The sequence below is a fragment of the Pseudomonas sp. GM18 genome, from assembly GCF_000282195.1.
GTDB lineage: Bacteria > Pseudomonadota > Gammaproteobacteria > Pseudomonadales > Pseudomonadaceae > Aquipseudomonas.
Genome location: NZ_AKJT01000045.1, coordinates 1 through 14,810 on the forward strand (window position 1 = coordinate 1; position 14,810 = coordinate 14,810).

The 14,810-nt window shown below is 58.6% G+C and carries 12 protein-coding genes, 4 tRNA genes and 1 pseudogene; 7 read left to right on the forward strand and 10 right to left on the reverse strand.

Annotation, left to right across the window (positions count from 1 at the left end; genetic code table 11):
- The first annotated feature begins 222 nt into the window (after window positions 1–222).
- The gene (locus PMI21_RS14370) at window positions 223–465 is read left to right on the forward strand and encodes a DUF2790 domain-containing protein (protein WP_007938366.1); all 243 of its coding nucleotides are present in this window, start codon (window positions 223–225) and stop codon (window positions 463–465) included.
- Between the two features lie 8 nt (window positions 466–473).
- On the opposite strand, the gene PMI21_RS14365 is transcribed toward PMI21_RS14370, so the two are convergent.
- Genes PMI21_RS14365 through PMI21_RS14355 form a run of 3 tightly spaced genes read right to left on the reverse strand, consistent with a single transcriptional unit; the run spans window position 474 to window position 4,344 of the window.
- Entirely contained in the window at window positions 474–1,742 is a 1,269-nt protein-coding gene (locus tag PMI21_RS14365; protein ID WP_007938368.1) for an OprD family porin, read from the reverse strand.
- Window positions 1,743–1,759: 17 nt separating this feature from the next.
- The gene (locus PMI21_RS14360) at window positions 1,760–2,980 is read right to left on the reverse strand and encodes a benzoate/H(+) symporter BenE family transporter (RefSeq protein ID WP_007938377.1); all 1,221 of its coding nucleotides are present in this window, start codon (window positions 2,978–2,980) and stop codon (window positions 1,760–1,762) included.
- Window positions 2,977–4,344 (reverse strand): aromatic acid/H+ symport family MFS transporter, encoded by a 1,368-nt coding sequence (locus PMI21_RS14355; RefSeq protein ID WP_007938384.1) that lies wholly within the window; start codon window positions 4,342–4,344, stop codon window positions 2,977–2,979. The genes PMI21_RS14360 and PMI21_RS14355 overlap by 4 nt, the downstream gene beginning before the upstream one ends.
- Before the next feature lie 252 nt (window positions 4,345–4,596).
- Here PMI21_RS14355 and PMI21_RS14350 point away from each other — a divergent pair, with 252 nt between their 5' ends.
- The 6 genes from PMI21_RS14350 to PMI21_RS14325 all read left to right on the forward strand — a co-directional run bounded on the left by PMI21_RS14350 (window position 4,597) and on the right by PMI21_RS14325 (window position 9,599).
- The gene (locus PMI21_RS14350; RefSeq protein ID WP_007938386.1) at window positions 4,597–5,700 is read left to right on the forward strand and encodes an AI-2E family transporter; all 1,104 of its coding nucleotides are present in this window, start codon (window positions 4,597–4,599) and stop codon (window positions 5,698–5,700) included.
- Between the two features lie 22 nt (window positions 5,701–5,722).
- Window positions 5,723–6,172 carry a potassium channel family protein gene (locus PMI21_RS14345; RefSeq protein WP_007938394.1) on the forward strand — a complete coding sequence of 150 codons (450 nt, stop codon included), beginning with the start codon at window positions 5,723–5,725 and terminating at the stop codon, window positions 6,170–6,172.
- A gap of 90 nt (window positions 6,173–6,262) precedes the next feature.
- Entirely contained in the window at window positions 6,263–6,889 is a 627-nt protein-coding gene (locus PMI21_RS14340) for a DUF1780 domain-containing protein (protein ID WP_007938395.1), read from the forward strand.
- Between the two features lie 160 nt (window positions 6,890–7,049).
- Complete coding sequence (locus PMI21_RS14335; protein WP_007938396.1) at window positions 7,050–7,223, forward strand: DUF3094 domain-containing protein; 174 nt, start codon at window positions 7,050–7,052, stop codon at window positions 7,221–7,223.
- A 326-nt stretch (window positions 7,224–7,549) separates the two neighbouring features.
- Window positions 7,550–8,848 (forward strand): NAD(P)/FAD-dependent oxidoreductase, encoded by a 1,299-nt coding sequence (locus PMI21_RS14330; RefSeq protein ID WP_007938397.1) that lies wholly within the window; start codon window positions 7,550–7,552, stop codon window positions 8,846–8,848.
- Between the two features lie 349 nt (window positions 8,849–9,197).
- On the forward strand, window positions 9,198–9,599 hold the full coding sequence (locus PMI21_RS14325) for an HvfA family oxazolone/thioamide-modified RiPP metallophore (protein WP_007938398.1): 402 nt from the start codon (window positions 9,198–9,200) through the stop codon (window positions 9,597–9,599).
- A gap of 62 nt (window positions 9,600–9,661) precedes the next feature.
- Here PMI21_RS14325 and PMI21_RS30180 read toward each other — a convergent pair whose 3' ends face one another.
- The 7 genes and pseudogenes from PMI21_RS30180 to clpB all read right to left on the reverse strand — a co-directional run bounded on the left by PMI21_RS30180 (window position 9,662) and on the right by clpB (window position 14,734).
- A complete protein-coding gene (locus PMI21_RS30180) occupies window positions 9,662–10,525 on the reverse strand; it encodes a methyl-accepting chemotaxis protein (protein WP_443200765.1) in 864 nt (287 codons plus the stop codon).
- Window positions 10,517–11,287 (reverse strand): annotated as a pseudogene (locus PMI21_RS30185) (MCP four helix bundle domain-containing protein); the annotation flags it as partial. The gene PMI21_RS30180 and the pseudogene PMI21_RS30185, both read right to left, overlap by 9 nt.
- A 150-nt stretch (window positions 11,288–11,437) precedes the next feature.
- Window positions 11,438–11,514: transfer RNA gene (locus PMI21_RS14315), tRNA-Pro, on the reverse strand.
- 95 nt (window positions 11,515–11,609) lie between these two features.
- Window positions 11,610–11,685, reverse strand: a tRNA-Lys gene (locus PMI21_RS14310).
- 5 nt (window positions 11,686–11,690) lie between these two features.
- Window positions 11,691–11,767 (reverse strand) — tRNA-Pro (locus PMI21_RS14305).
- A 9-nt stretch (window positions 11,768–11,776) separates the two neighbouring features.
- Window positions 11,777–11,852: transfer RNA gene (locus tag PMI21_RS14300), tRNA-Asn, on the reverse strand.
- A 317-nt stretch (window positions 11,853–12,169) separates the two neighbouring features.
- Window positions 12,170–14,734, reverse strand: coding sequence for an ATP-dependent chaperone ClpB (gene clpB, locus PMI21_RS14295; protein WP_007938400.1), 2,565 nt, complete (start codon window positions 14,732–14,734; stop codon window positions 12,170–12,172).
- Window positions 14,735–14,810: the final 76 nt, after the last annotated feature.

Consider the following 14,810-nt stretch of genomic DNA (forward strand, 5'->3'; position numbering starts at 1 on the left):
ACCGAATGGCGGGGCAAAAGCGCTTTGGTTACTTTCGCGCTTTTCGAAAGTGACCCGCTGTAAGAGCGGAACCCTAAGTCGCCGTTACCGCAGCAACGGATATACACACAATCAACAGCGATTGTTACATCTCCTGCAAGACTGAATCAGACCCAGCCCCCTTTATCACCCACAGGCAAAGACTAAAATTCAGACACTGGAACCCACACAGAGCACAGAAAAATGAAAACCTTGATCAGCCTGTTCCTGACCCTCGCCGCCACCTCGGCCCTGGCCGCCAATGAGCCAGCCGCTGCCACCCCGTACAACCCGGCACAGCCGCTGGACATCGCCAAGGTAGTGTCAGTGACAGACACCGCAACCGCCTGCGGAGTCGTGCCAGCCACCATGGAGTACGTCGATCATCAGGGCCAGACCCATCGCGTAACCTACGAAGTCATGGGTAACTGCACCACGGATCTGTGATCACCGGCTCATAACAACTTCCATGTGTAGCTGAGAATCAGACGGTTTTCGTCGATATCACTGCGGTAGTTGGAGCGCGCCATGGCGTTGCGCACGCGGATCCCGAGGCCTTTGAGGCTGCCGCTCTGCAACACATAACCGATGTCCAGATCGCGCTCGCGATCCTTGCCTTCAAACCCCTTGCCGGTGTCGACGTTATTGCCGGTGATGTAACGCACGGTGCTGGTCAACCCCGGCACGCCGAGGGCGGCGAAGTCGTAGTCGTAACGCGCCTGCCAGGAACGCTCATCGGTGTAGGCAAACTCGTAGGTTGGCACCTCGTTGCCCAACGGAGTGATGTTGGCAAACACTCGCGGGAAAGCGCTGTCGCCGAACATGCCCTGGTAGCCGACATAAAACGTGTGGCCGCCGCGCTTGGCCGACAGCAAAGAGAAGAACGCCTGGTTGTCGATGTTGCCCAGTAACTTTTTGCCGTCTTCACGCGAATCGTAATAGCCGAGGTTGGCGCCCAGGGTCCAGTCCCCCAACGGCTCGCTGTGCTTGAAGCCGAGAAAGCGCTGGTTGTAGATATCTTCCAGTTGCCCGAACCAGGCACTGACCAAGCTGCGTTTATCATTAAACGCGTAGTCGGCGCCGGCAAAGTTGAAACCATCGCTGCTGACCTGACGCTGGGGTACATGACCGAGCATGGCTTGTATCTTTTCATCGCCAGCCTCGTTGCGCAGGCTGGTCGAACTCAAGTGGCCGCCCTGCAAGGTCAGGCCATCGATCTCATTGGAGCTGATGCTTGCACCCTGATAGCTGGGCGGCAGCAGACGGATATCGCTGAAGGCCAGCACCGGCAGGTTGGGTTGCAGCTCCCCCACCTTCAATTCGGTCTTGGAGTAACGCACCTTCAGCGCGCCTTCCAGACGACTGTATTCATTCTCCGCGCGCCCATCATCGCGCACCGGCAACAGACCGGTATTGACCCGGTCCGGGCTGCTGTCGAGTTTGAGGCCGAGCAGGCCAATGACATCCACACCAAAACCGACAGGCCCCTGGGTATAACCGGATTTGACGTTGAGAATGAAGCCCTGTGCCCACTCTTCGGCCTTCGACTGTTTATTGGCCCCGACGATGTCGGAGAAGTCCCGGCTGAAGTAGTAATTGCGCGCTTGCAAGGTGGCGGTGGTGTCTTCGATGAAGCCGCCCTCGGCGGCCACCGCACCGGTGGAGAAACTCGAGGCGACAGCGATGGACAACACTGAACCGGTTGTTGGAAGAATCTGTTTCATCGTTTTTTCTCTTATTTTTATTGATCGACAGGTTGTAGTGCTTCAGCCGCAGCGCTTTCGCTGCGAGCGATGGGACGCCGGGCGTTCAACAACAAGTGGGTGACCATGCCGAAAATCAGTCCCCAGAAAGCGGCGGACAACCCAAACAGCGACATGCCCGAGGCGGTGGTGAGAAAGGTCACCAGCGCGGCTTCGCGATCACTCGGCACCGCCATTGCGCCAGCCAGTGCCCCGGCGATCGCGGCGAACAACGCCAGCCCGGCCAGGGCCGCGATCAGTTCTTTGGGGAACGCCGAAAACAACGAAACCAGCGTGGCGCCAAAGATCCCCAGCACCAAATAACAGAGGCCGCCCACAACCCCGGCCACATAGCGTTTGCCCGGGTTTTCATGGGCCTCGCGACCGGTACAGATGGCGGCGGTAATCGCCGCCAGATTCAGCCCGTGACAACCGAACGGCGCCAACAGCGCAGTGCCCAACGCACTGCTGGCGATGATCGGGCCGGCGGGCGTTGAGTAACCGCTGGCGCGCAGCACCGCCATGCCGGGGACAAACTGGCCGGTCAGCGCCACCATCACCAGCGGCAAGGCGATATTCAGCGTCGCGCTCAAACTGAACGCAGGCGTGATCCACACTGGCGTGGCCAAACCGATCACCAGCGCTTCGCGGTGCAAATCACCAGCGAGAAACGCGATGGAACAGCCCACCAGCAGCACCATCAACACCGCATAACGCGGCATCACCCGTTTGCAGACCAGGTATGTGGCAAACATCGCCAGCACCAGCAGCGGCTTGCCTTGCAACGAGACGAACAACCCGGTGCCGAAGCTGAACAGAATCCCCGCCAGCATCGCCGCCGCAATCGCCGCGGGCAGTTTGCCGATGATCCGGTCAAAAGCCCCGGACACCCCGACCAGGAAAATAATCAGGCTGCTGACCAGGTACGCGCCCACCGCCTCCGGCATGGAGATTCCCGGCAACAGCGCCACCAGCAACGCCGAGCCCGGCGCCGACCACGCGATAATCACCGGCACCCGGTAACGCAGGCTCAAACCGATGCCGAGCACCGCGCTGCCGATGGAAATCGCCCAGACCCACGACGACAGCACTTCTCGCGAGAGATGCGCGGTTTCGGCGGCCTGAAAGATGATCACCAAGGGGCCCGCGTAGGAAATCACCGTCGCGATAAATCCGGCGACGGCAGCCGACAGGGAAAAATCCCGGACTAACGTTTTCATGAAACTTCGCCGACAGACCCGTCAGGCGAACCATGGCGCAGGCCCGACAGCGCTTGTTTGACACTGCGCTGACTGCTGATCGCGAACACGGTCATGGCAATGGCGGCCACCGCACCGGGCAAGGCAAACGCCATGAAGTTCAGTTGCAGCGGCAGGCTGATCCCCAGCAAGGCACCGCCCAGCAGCGGGCCGACGATGGCGCCGTTGCGGCCGATGCCCGACGCCCAGCCCAAACCGGTGGAACGAATGGCCATGGAGTAAAACTGCGCGGCGCAGGCGTATAGCAGAATCTGCGAGCCGATGGTGGTGGCGCCGGCGATGGCGATCAGCAGGTACAACACCGGCATCGGACTGTTGAAGCCAAGCAAGGTGATCGATGCCGCCGCAACGATGAAGAACACCGCCAACACGCGCGGCAGGTTGAGTTTGTCACCCAGTACGCCGCCGCCGACCGCGCCGAAAATGGCGCCGAAGTTGAGCACCAGCAGGAACGACAGGCTCGAGCCCAGGCTATAACCGGCGTTGGCCATCAGTTTCGGCAGCCAGGAGCTCAAGGCGTAGACCATCAGCAAGCAGCAGAAAAACGCCAGCCACAGCATCAGCGTGCGCAGCGCCCGCCCCTCACGAAACAACTGCAACACCGGAGTGCCAGAGCCCTTCACTTCACTCATGTGCAGCTGATCGCCGGTTTGCGCGATGTACGCCGGATCGACTCGCTGGAGAATGTTGCGCGCCTCTTCATGGCGCCCCTGACGCAGCATGAAACCCACCGATTCGGGCAAGAAGTACATGATCAACGGCAACAACAGCAACGGCAGCACCGCCACGTAAAACACCGACTGCCAGCCGAAACTCGGGATCAACACAATGCCAAGCCCCGCCGAAAGCATGCCGCCCACCGAGTAGCCGCTGAACATGATCGCCACCAGCGTGCTGCGGATTTTCTTCGGCGCGTATTCATTCATCAGCGCCACGACGTTGGGCATCACCCCGCCAATGCCCAACCCGGCAATGAACCGACAGAGGCCAAACTCGGTGGGGTTACTGGCAAAACCGTTGAGCACGGTAAAACCGCTGAACAGCATCACGCACAGGGTGATGGCTTTTTTGCGGCCGATCTTGTCTGACAGCGGGCCGAAAAACAGCGCGCCGAACATCATTCCAAACAGTGCGTAACTTCCCAGTGCGCCGGCTTGCAGGGGGCTAAGCCCCCACTCTTTCATCAGCATCGGCAACACCACGCCGTAGATCACCAGATCGTAACCGTCGAAAATGATGATCAGGGCACACCAGAACAGCACCATCCAGTGAAAGCGGTTGAATCGTGCGTTGTCGATAACCTCATGTACGTCAATCTTGCGCATGGCATCTATCTCTTGTTGTTGTTTTTTTAAGAGTCGGTAACGCGGCTAACGTCCGTACAGCCGAGGTTAAAGTCGCCAGGCACAGGGCAATATCCGCTTTGCGCAGATCGCTATCCGTTTTGTGCACTGCCCGGAACCGGGCGTTAGGTGGGGAAAGAGGATCTTGAATCAGAGAAACCTGTGGCGAGGAGCACGTCTATGCTGGATTTACCCGGCTCATGCCTTTGCTCCTATCTACAGGAGGAAAAATCGATGGTTCCCACGCCCATTTCCGAAAAGGCTTTTTCCCGAGGTCTGCTCGATGTACTGATTCGTGCCGGGTTGATTGCCGTTCTGGTGGTTTTCTGCTTCCAGATATTCAGCCCATTCCTCGATCTGATGCTGTGGTCGATAATCCTGGCAATCACCCTCTACCCATCGCAAGTCAGGTTCAAACGCGTGCTGGGAAACAAGGATGGGCTCAGCGCGACGCTGATTGTGCTGATCGCCATCTGCATCCTTATGGTGCCTGCCTATTTGTTGGGAACCTCGGTTGCAGACTCCGTGGAACGGGCGATGAGCATGGTCAAAAGTGACAGTTTCCATATTCCCCCGCCGTCCGATGCGGTAGCCGGCTGGCCACTCGTGGGCAAACCCCTTCATGGCTTATGGACACAAGCCGTCACCAACCTGCCCGACCTGCTACAGAAGTTCATACCGCAAATCAAAGGTGTCAGCCTCTCCCTGCTGAGCAAGCTGGCGGGGGCCGGCATGGGGCTCCTTTTATTTATCTTCGCCCTGATTGTTGCCGGTATTTTCTTAGCCTACGGTGAAAGTGGCCACCGCAGTGCAGTGCAAATCGCTTCGCGCTTCTGCGGCCCGGTCAAGGGACCGAAAATCACCGAGCTGTGCACCGCGACCATCCGGGCAGTGGCGTTGGGCGTGGTCGGCATCGCCTTCATTCAGATGCTATTGATCGGCATCGGCTTTGTGTTCATGGGCATCCCCGGCGCAGGTCTTCTCGCCTTGGCGGTGCTGCTTATTGGCATCATGCAATTACCGGCCACCTTGATCACCCTTCCGGTCATCGTCTACGTCTTCGCGAACGAAGGTGCCAGTACCGCGACCATTGTGTTTGCCATCTATGTCTTCGTTGCGGGCCTGGTCGATAACGTCCTCAAACCGTTGCTGCTAGGTCGAGGTGTCGATGTGCCAATGCCGGTGGTGCTGATCGGTGCCTTGGGCGGCATGGTCACGAGCGGTATCCTCGGCCTGTTTATCGGCCCCGTGATACTGGCGGTCGGCTATCGGTTGTTCTGGCAATGGGTGGACGATCAAGCACAAGAACCCGGGACAGACCACCAGGGACCGACCTGACACGTCTGCCGAGGATATCGCCATGCTGTTGAATCTACTGGCCGGCGTTCCCGTGATGTTGTTCTGCCTGCTCATGCAAGCCGTTTTCGTGACTATATGTTTACGTCATTACGTGCGTTTCAGGCATGTCCAACCCGCTCATGCATCGCAATGGCTGAATATCCTGTTGCTGTCGATGGTGATGCTGTTGATGTTGCTCGGTAATTTCGTGCAAATCGCCATCTGGGCCACCCTGTTCATGCTGCTCGACGAATTCGACGAGTTCGCCACCGCGCTGTATCACTCGGCGGTCAACTTCGCCACGCTGGGCTACGGCGATATCGTCATGTCCTCACGCTGGCGTCTGCTTGGCCCACTGGAGGCAGCCAACGGCATCCTGATGTTTGGTGTCTCCACCTCGGTGATGACTGCTGCGGTGATGGATGTCATAAAGCAAAACGTGGACGGGCTACAGCAGCGTAACCGTCCATAGGCACGCCAGAAAAAACGGGTAAGGCTCTATCTGAAAAAATCGCGACCGACTTTATTATTCAGATCACATTTGAACGCTAAGCTTGGGCCTATGGATGATTCAGATTATTTACGCCTGCTGACCATTGCGGCCGAGCAAGCCAACACGTTCCTTTCCAATGCCCGCAAATGGGAGCGTGAGCGTTGGGTTTGCCAGCGCCTGCTGCAAGGTCTGAACATTCCCTATCGCGCCGATGAGTTTGCCCCCGCCGGAGAGCCGCCGGACGTGCTGTTTCGCGACGCGAATTTCGAGGTGTTCTTCGTGCTCGACGAGGGTCGGCGCCTCAATGACGAATGGCGTGATGAGCTGCAACGCCGGCGCAGCGCGTTCTCCCTGAGCCAGCTGGTGCGCCGCGAGGCCAAGCCCCGGCGGATCCCGGCCAATGAATTCCTGCTGAGACTGGCGCCAACCTTGCGCAAAAAAGCCCACAACTACAAAGAGCGCGGTATGGACCTGGGGGATCTGGACATCATCGCCTTCGCCAGCCTCAAGCGCGAAGTGCTGGACCTCAACAGCCACTTTCCGCCCCCCACCGAATACCTGCGCCAGGGCTGGCGCTCGTTGTCGCTGGTCGGCCCGACCTTCGCCCGCGTGCTCTTCGCCCACCCCGACGCCCCGGATTTCCTGCGCAGTAACCTGGGGCGCAGCATCGTCTTCGATGTCGGGATCAGCTTGTGAGTCCCGCCACAGATACCGGCAACACTGCACAGGATGGCGCAATCACTGGCCGAATGTTACAAAGCGCAATCATTCGCCCGAACCACATGCACCGTTCAACGCTTGCAGACAAACTCTGTAACGTCTGCACATTCAGCAACGTCTACCCGACGAGGCCTTTATGACCAGCCGCCTGAACCCCGACGACCAGAAGCATGTCGAAGAGTACCTGCACCTGTCCCAGCACCAAGTCGAGCGCCGGCCTTTCCGGCCGTGGATGCTCCTGGTGGTGGTGCTGGCAGTGACCATTGGTCTGGGCCTGTTGAGCCGACTTATCAGTTACCTGACGCTATGAGCTGCCGAGGGTCTGTTGACGTTTGATGACGAACCGCGTTGCGTTCCAACGAGTGCGAGGCAAGGCGCGGGATGCCGCCAATGGTTGTTCCCTTGGCAAATCCCGCAACGCAGCCTCGCGCTCGTTGGAGCGCAACCCGAAGGGACGGACGCCCACGTGGCGCAGGGCAGCGTTGCTCGGAACTCATTTGGAACAACCAAATCACGTTCCTCGCGCCTTGCCCTGCGCCACGTGGGCATCCGTCGCGGTCGTCATCAAACGTCAACAGACCCTCATGCTCGCTTGGGTAATTGCACCGATTTCTTTTAGCCTTGCGAGATATCCCCATGACTCATCGTATTGTCATCGTTGGCGGCGGCGCCGGCGGTCTGGAGTTGGCTACCCGTCTGGGTAAGACTCTGGGCAAGCGCGGCACGGCCAGTGTGATGCTGGTCGACGCGAACCTGACCCACATCTGGAAACCGCTGTTACACGAAGTCGCGGCAGGTTCCCTGAACTCTTCCGAAGACGAACTCAACTATGTCGCCCAGGCAAAATGGAACCACTTCGAGTTCCAGCTGGGGCGCATGAGCGGGCTCGATCGCGCGCAGAAAAAAATCCAGCTGGCCGCCACCTACGACGAGGCTGGCCTGGAGCTGGTGCCGGCGCGTGAAGTGCCTTACGACTCGCTGGTGATTGCTGTCGGCAGCACCACCAACGACTTCGGTACTCAAGGCGCGGCGCAACACTGCCTGTTCCTCGACACCCGCAAACAGGCTGAACGCTTCCATCAGCAATTGCTCAATCACTACCTGCGTGCGCACGCCGGGCAAACCGATACCGTGCAACAGATCAGCGTGGCCATCGTCGGCGCCGGTGCCACTGGGGTCGAACTGGCAGCGGAACTGCACAACGCCGCCCATGAACTGGCGGCTTATGGTCTGGACCGGATCAAGCCGGAAAACATGCACATCACCCTGATCGAAGCCGGGCCACGGGTTCTCCCGGCGCTGCCGGAGCGGATCGGCGGGCCTGTGCATAAAACCCTGGAGAAACTCGGGGTCAACGTCATGACCAATGCCGCGGTCAGCGAAGTGACCGCCGACAGCCTGATTACCGCCGACGGCCAAGTAATCAACGCCAGCCTCAAAGTCTGGGCCGCCGGGATTCGTGCGCCGGGTTTCCTCAAGGACATCGATGGCCTGGAAACCAACCGCATCAACCAGCTGCAAGTGCTGCAGACCCTGCAAACCACCCGCGACGAGAACATCTTCGCCTTCGGTGACTGCGCGGCCTGCCCGCAACCGGGCAGCGACCGCAACGTACCGCCCCGCGCCCAGGCGGCGCACCAGCAGGCTTCGTTACTGGCCAAGTCGCTGAAACTGCGGATCGAAGGCAAGGCCCTGCCGGAATACAAATACACCGACTACGGCTCGCTGATCTCGCTGTCGCGTTTTTCGGCGGTGGGTAACTTGATGGGCAACCTGACCGGCAGCGTGATGCTCGAGGGCTGGCTGGCGCGGATGTTTTACGTGTCGCTGTACCGCATGCACCAGATGGCGCTGTATGGCGCGTTCCGTACGGCGATGTTGATGCTGGGTAGCAAGATTGGGCGCGGGACCGAGCCACGACTCAAGTTGCATTAAGAGCTTCGGCGTCACTTAGGGCTTCTTCGCGGGCAAGTCGGATCGCCGCACCGCTCGCTCCTACAGTTCGGAGTCGAATCGAAATGATGCGATCGACTCCCCCGTAGGAGCGAGGCTTGCCCGCGAAGCGGACGCCTCGCTCCAACTTCCTGACACCTGTGTGTCTCACTGTATCTCCCCCACGATTGCGCCCCTTCGCTTACAAACTCCCCCTTGCGCGACACAGTAGCGATACACCACGCCCGCTAAATGGCCACACCCGAGCAAGGCACCGCCTGCTACGGTCATCGCCGCACTTACGTGGCGTCCTTTATCGAACGGTTGTGTCGTGCAACCCAGGAGATTTGTAATGTCTCGTACCACTACTCTCAGCAAAAACACCGTTGGCCTGCTTGGCGCTGTCCTGGCCGGTGGCCTGATGTTGTCCGGTTCCGTATTCGCCGCGCAGCCACTGACCCAGGGCTACATGGTCGCCTCGGCCGAAACTTCGGTAAAAACCCCAGAAGGCAAATGTGGCGAAGGCAAGTGCGGCGATGCCTCGATGGCCAGGACAGACACCGATGGCGATGGTCAGGTGTCCCGTGCGGAGTTCCTGAAAGTGGCGCCCAAGGCCGACTTCGACAAGATCGACACCAACCATGATGGTCAAATCTCGGAGCAAGAGGCTTTCGATAACGTGAAAGCCAACTACGAAGCCAATGGCAAACAAATGCCAAAAGGCTTGTTCGAGCACCTGAAAGACAACAGCTAAGCCAATGAAGACCAGGCCCTGCTTCTGCATCGAGAAGCGGGGCTTTTTTTCGTCCGGCGGATTTACACCTGAAACCGCTGCACCATGGTCCGCAACGAGTTGGCCAACTGCGACAGCTCATGGCTGGAGGCGCTGGTTTGATCGGCGCCAGCAGCGGAGCGTACCGACAAATCGCGAATGTTCACCAGGTTGCGGTCAACTTCACGCGCCACTTGCGCCTGCTCTTCGGCGGCGCTGGCGATCACCAGGTTGCGTTCGTGGATCTGGTGAACCGAGGCGGTGATGGTCTGCAGCGCCTCACCCGCATGCTCAGCCAACGCCAGGGTGCTGGCTGCCCGCGAGGAGCTGGCTTGCATGGAGTCCAGCGCCTGGGTTGAGCCAGTACGCATGCCCTGAACCATTTGTTCGATTTCCTGAGTCGATTGTTGCGTGCGGTACGCCAGGGCGCGCACTTCGTCGGCAACCACCGCGAAACCCCGACCACTTTCGCCTGCTCGCGCCGCTTCGATGGCGGCGTTAAGAGCCAACAGGTTGGTCTGCTCGGCAATAGCACGAATCACATCCAGCACCTTGCCAATGTCTTGGGACTGGTTGGCCAACGATTGCACCAAGCCGCCAGTCGTCTGTACGTCGCTGGCAAGGGCGCTGATGGCTCTCACGGTTTCGCTCACTCGCTGCTGACCAACGTGTGCCGACTCACTGGATTGACGCGTGGCGTCGGAGGTAGAAACCGCGTTACGTGCGACCTCCTCTACCGCCGTGGTCATTTCGGTGACGGCCGTCGCCGCTTGTTCTATCTCGTTGTTCTGCTGTTGCAGATTCTGGGTGCTGTCGAGCGTGACCGCGTTCAATTCATCGGCTGCCGCCGCCAATTGCGCCGCCGAACCGCTGATGCCCTGCAAGGTTTCACGCAGGTTGTGTTGCATGGTCGCCAGCGCCTTGAGCAAGCGGCTCACTTCGTCGTTGCCATGGGTTTCGATAGGACGGGTCAGATCGCCTCGTGCCACGTTTTGCGCAGCGTTCAACGCCTCTGCCAAGGGTTTGACGATGCTGCGGGTCAACAGCATCGCAAGGCCGACCGTGGCCAACGCCGCGAGGGCAATGAACAGGCTGACGATCATCCGGGAGCTGGCATAGTGCTCTTGGGATGTCTGGCTCTCGGCGGCCACTTGCCGGGTGAACAGTTCCGCCAGATCGTTGAGCTGTTTGCCCGAACCGTCGACAACGGTCTTCATGTCGACCAGCAGCAGTTTGGTCAGCTCGTCACGCTTCCCTTGCTCAGCAAGAGTGAAGGATTGGGCGATGCCGCTGCGGTAGGCGGCGAAGGTTTTTTTGAACTGGTCATACAACTCCTGGCCCTCAGGGGTAGTGACCAATTTGTCATAAGCGGCGATTTTCTCGCTCAACTCCTTGTCGCGCGTGTCCATCTGGCTGCGGTAAGTGGCGACGCTCTTCGGATCCTGATCCAGCGCCATACGCAGGGAAATGGTACGGATGCGCAGCATGAGCTCGCGGATCTCGTCACCGCCGCGAATGCTCGGCAGCCACTGGGTCTCCACCGCCACCTCGCTGTCGCGAATGCTCGACATCTGCCCCAGTGCAAAAACCCCGAGCAACGCCACCAATACCGCGATCAAGGCAAAACCCAGCGCGGCGCGAGGGGCAATATTCAGCTGACGAAGAAACATAACGAGCGCCTTTGTTTTTATTGGCTGGAGTTGAGGCCCTGTCCGTGCCCCGTTAGCTCGTTATCGGCAAGTTGTACGATGACTTGAAGCGATCTACTTTTTCGCAGGCAAAAAAAATCCCCGTATCTTTCGATACGAGGATTTTTAATATGGTCGGGGTAAGGGGATTCGAACTCCTGACATCCTGCTCCCAAAGCAGGCGCGCTACCGGACTGCGCTATACCCCGGTAAAAAAAAGGCACCCTTTAAAGGCGCCTTCTGCGAACAGAGCTTTTGGCGTCTGATCTTAAGATTCGATTCCAGTGTTAACTGGTTTCAAAAATGGTGGGTCGTGTGGGATTCGAACCTACGACCAATTGGTTAAAAGCCAACTGCTCTACCAACTGAGCTAACGACCCAAAAATGGTCGGGGTAAGGGGATTCGAACTCCTGACATCCTGCTCCCAAAGCAGGCGCGCTACCGGACTGCGCTATACCCCGGTTTGAAATTGGCTCCGTGACCAGGACTCGAACCTGGGACCCAATGATTAACAGTCATTTGCTCTACCGACTGAGCTATCACGGAACTACACATTTCAATTACAACTGGTATTTCAATTTACAGCTGTGAAGCTTGCTTCACCTCTTCAACCCGTTCGCATCGCTGCGTTCGTGTGTCTGAGGCGCGCTATTCTACAATCTTAAGCACCTCTGTCAACCCCCTAATTTGCTTTCAAGTTAATGATTTGCAACTTATTTCAGATTCCTGCTTGGGGAGCAGAAACCCTCTCGGGGTGACTTACTGCGGGGCGCACTTTACAAGCATTTTCCTTTGAGTTCAACAGCCTATCGAAAAAAAGGCCTCGCAATGCGAGGCCTCTTTCATTTTGTTGCCACTGGGGATCAGACGAAGACGATTTCGTCGTTCTCCACCACACCTTTGGCGGTCTCTCCGGGCATGAAACGACCCGATAGAATCAGCTGTGCCAGCGGGTTCTCGATCCAGCGCTGGATCGCCCGTTTGAGCGGCCGTGCGCCATAGACCGGGTCGTAACCGACAGCGATCAGCTTATCCATCGCTTCCGGACTCAGCTCAAGCTTCAGCTCGCGCTCGGTCAGACGGCTACGCAGGCGACCCAACTGGATCTCGGTAATGCCCGCGATCTGATCCCGAGCCAGCGGCTCGAAGATCACCACTTCGTCGACCCGGTTGATGAACTCCGGCCGGAAGTGCGTGGAAATCGCATCCATCACCGCTGCACGCTGCGCTTCACGATCCCCTATCAGTTCCTGGATCTGCACCGAGCCCAGGTTGGAGGTCATGACGATCACGGTATTTTTGAAATCCACCGTGCGGCCATGGCTGTCGGTCAAACGACCATCTTCGAGCACTTGCAGCAAGATGTTGAACACGTCCGGGTGGGCCTTCTCGACCTCATCCAGGAGGATCACCGAATAAGGCTTGCGACGCACCGCCTCGGTCAGGTAACCGCCCTCCTCATAGCCCACATAGCCTGGTGGCGCGCCGATCAGACGAGCCACGGAATGCTTCTCCATGAACTCGGACATGTCGATCCGTACCATCGCCTCTTCAGTGTCAAAGAGGAACTCGGCCAGCGCCTTGCACAACTCGGTTTTCCCGACACCGGTCGGGCCGAGGAACATGAACGAACCGCTCGGGCGATTCGGATCGGACAACCCGGCACGGGAACGCCGCACTGCGTTGGAGACGGCGATCACTGCTTCGTCCTGACCAATCACACGCTGGTGCAACAGGCTTTCCATCTTCATCAGTTTTTCGCGCTCGCCCTCGAGCATTTTCGCCACGGGGATGCCGGTCCACTTCGACACGACTTCAGCGATCTCTTCTTCAGTCACCTTGCTGCGCAACAACTGGTTTTCGCTTTTGCCGTGCTGGTCGACCATTTGCAGGCTGCGCTCCAGGTCCGGGATCACCCCGTATTGCAGCTCGGCCATGCGGTTCAGGTCGCCTTTACGGCGTGCGGCTTCCAGTTCCTGACGGGACTGTTCGATTTTCTGCTGGATCTGCGCCGAACCGTGGACTTCGGCTTTTTCCGAGTTCCAGATTTCTTCGAGGTCCGAATACTCACGCTCGTGACGGGCGATTTCTTCCTGCAGTTTTTCCAGACGTTTCTTCGCCGCGTCGTCGCTTTCTTTCTTCAGCGCCTGGGATTCCACCTTCAGCTGAATCAGACGACGTTCCAGACGATCCAGCACTTCCGGCTTGGAATCGATCTCCATGCGGATGCGGCTGGCGGCTTCGTCGATCAGATCGATGGCCTTGTCCGGCAGCTGGCGGTCAGTGATGTAACGATGACTGAGCTTGGCCGCGGCGATAATTGCGCCATCGGTGATCGCCACCTTGTGGTGAACCTCGTAACGCTCTTTCAGGCCACGCAGGATGGCGATGGTGTCTTCTTCGCTCGGCTCGTCCACCAGGACTTTCTGGAAGCGCCGTTCGAGGGCCGCGTCCTTCTCTATATATTGGCGGTATTCGTTAAGCGTGGTCGCGCCGACGCAATGCAGCTCACCACGAGCCAATGCCGGTTTGAGCATGTTGCCGGCGTCCATCGAGCCTTCGCCCTTGCCCGCGCCGACCATGGTGTGCAATTCGTCGATGAACAGAATGATCTGCCCTTCCTGCTTCGACAGCTCGTTGAGCAGAGCCTTGAGGCGCTCTTCGAACTCCCCGCGGTATTTGGCACCGGCAATCAGCGCCCCCATGTCCAGGGACAACAGGCGCTTGCCTCTCAGGCCATCCGGCACTTCACCGTTGATGATGCGCTGGGCCAAGCCTTCGGCGATCGCGGTTTTACCCACACCTGGCTCACCGATCAACACCGGGTTGTTCTTGGTACGGCGTTGCAGGACCTGAATCGTGCGGCGAATTTCGTCGTCACGGCCGATCACCGGATCGAGCTTGCCCTCTTCAGCGCGCTTGGTCAGGTCGATGGTGTATTTATCCAGCGCCTGACGCGATTCTTCGTGGTTGGCGTCATTGACTGCCTCACCGCCGCGCAGGTTGTTGATTGCATTCTCCAGGGCTTTCTTGCTCACGCCCTGGCCAAGCAGCAATTTGCCGAGTTTGCTGTTCTCGTCCATCGCGGCGAGCAGCACCAGTTCGCTGGAGATGAATTGGTCGCCCTTCTGCTGGGCCAGGCGATCGGCCTGGTTGAGCAGGCGCGCCAGATCCTGCGACATGTTCACGTCGCCGGTCGGGTTCTGGATTTTCGGCAGCTGATCGAGCGCTTTGGTCAGCTCTTTACGCAAGCTGTTGACGTCGAAACCCACCTGCATCAGCAGGGGCTTGATCGAACCACCCTGCTGTTCAAGCATGGCCTGCATCAAGTGCGCCGGTTCAATGGCCGGATGATCGAGGCCGACAGCCAGGGATTGGGCGTCGGACAAGGCTAACTGTAACTTGCTGGTTAAACGGTCTATACGCATGGGTTCACCTTCCTTTTGAGCAGGCCGGACCTATAAACATCCCGAATGAAGAAACCTGCCAGATACCGCTATAGAT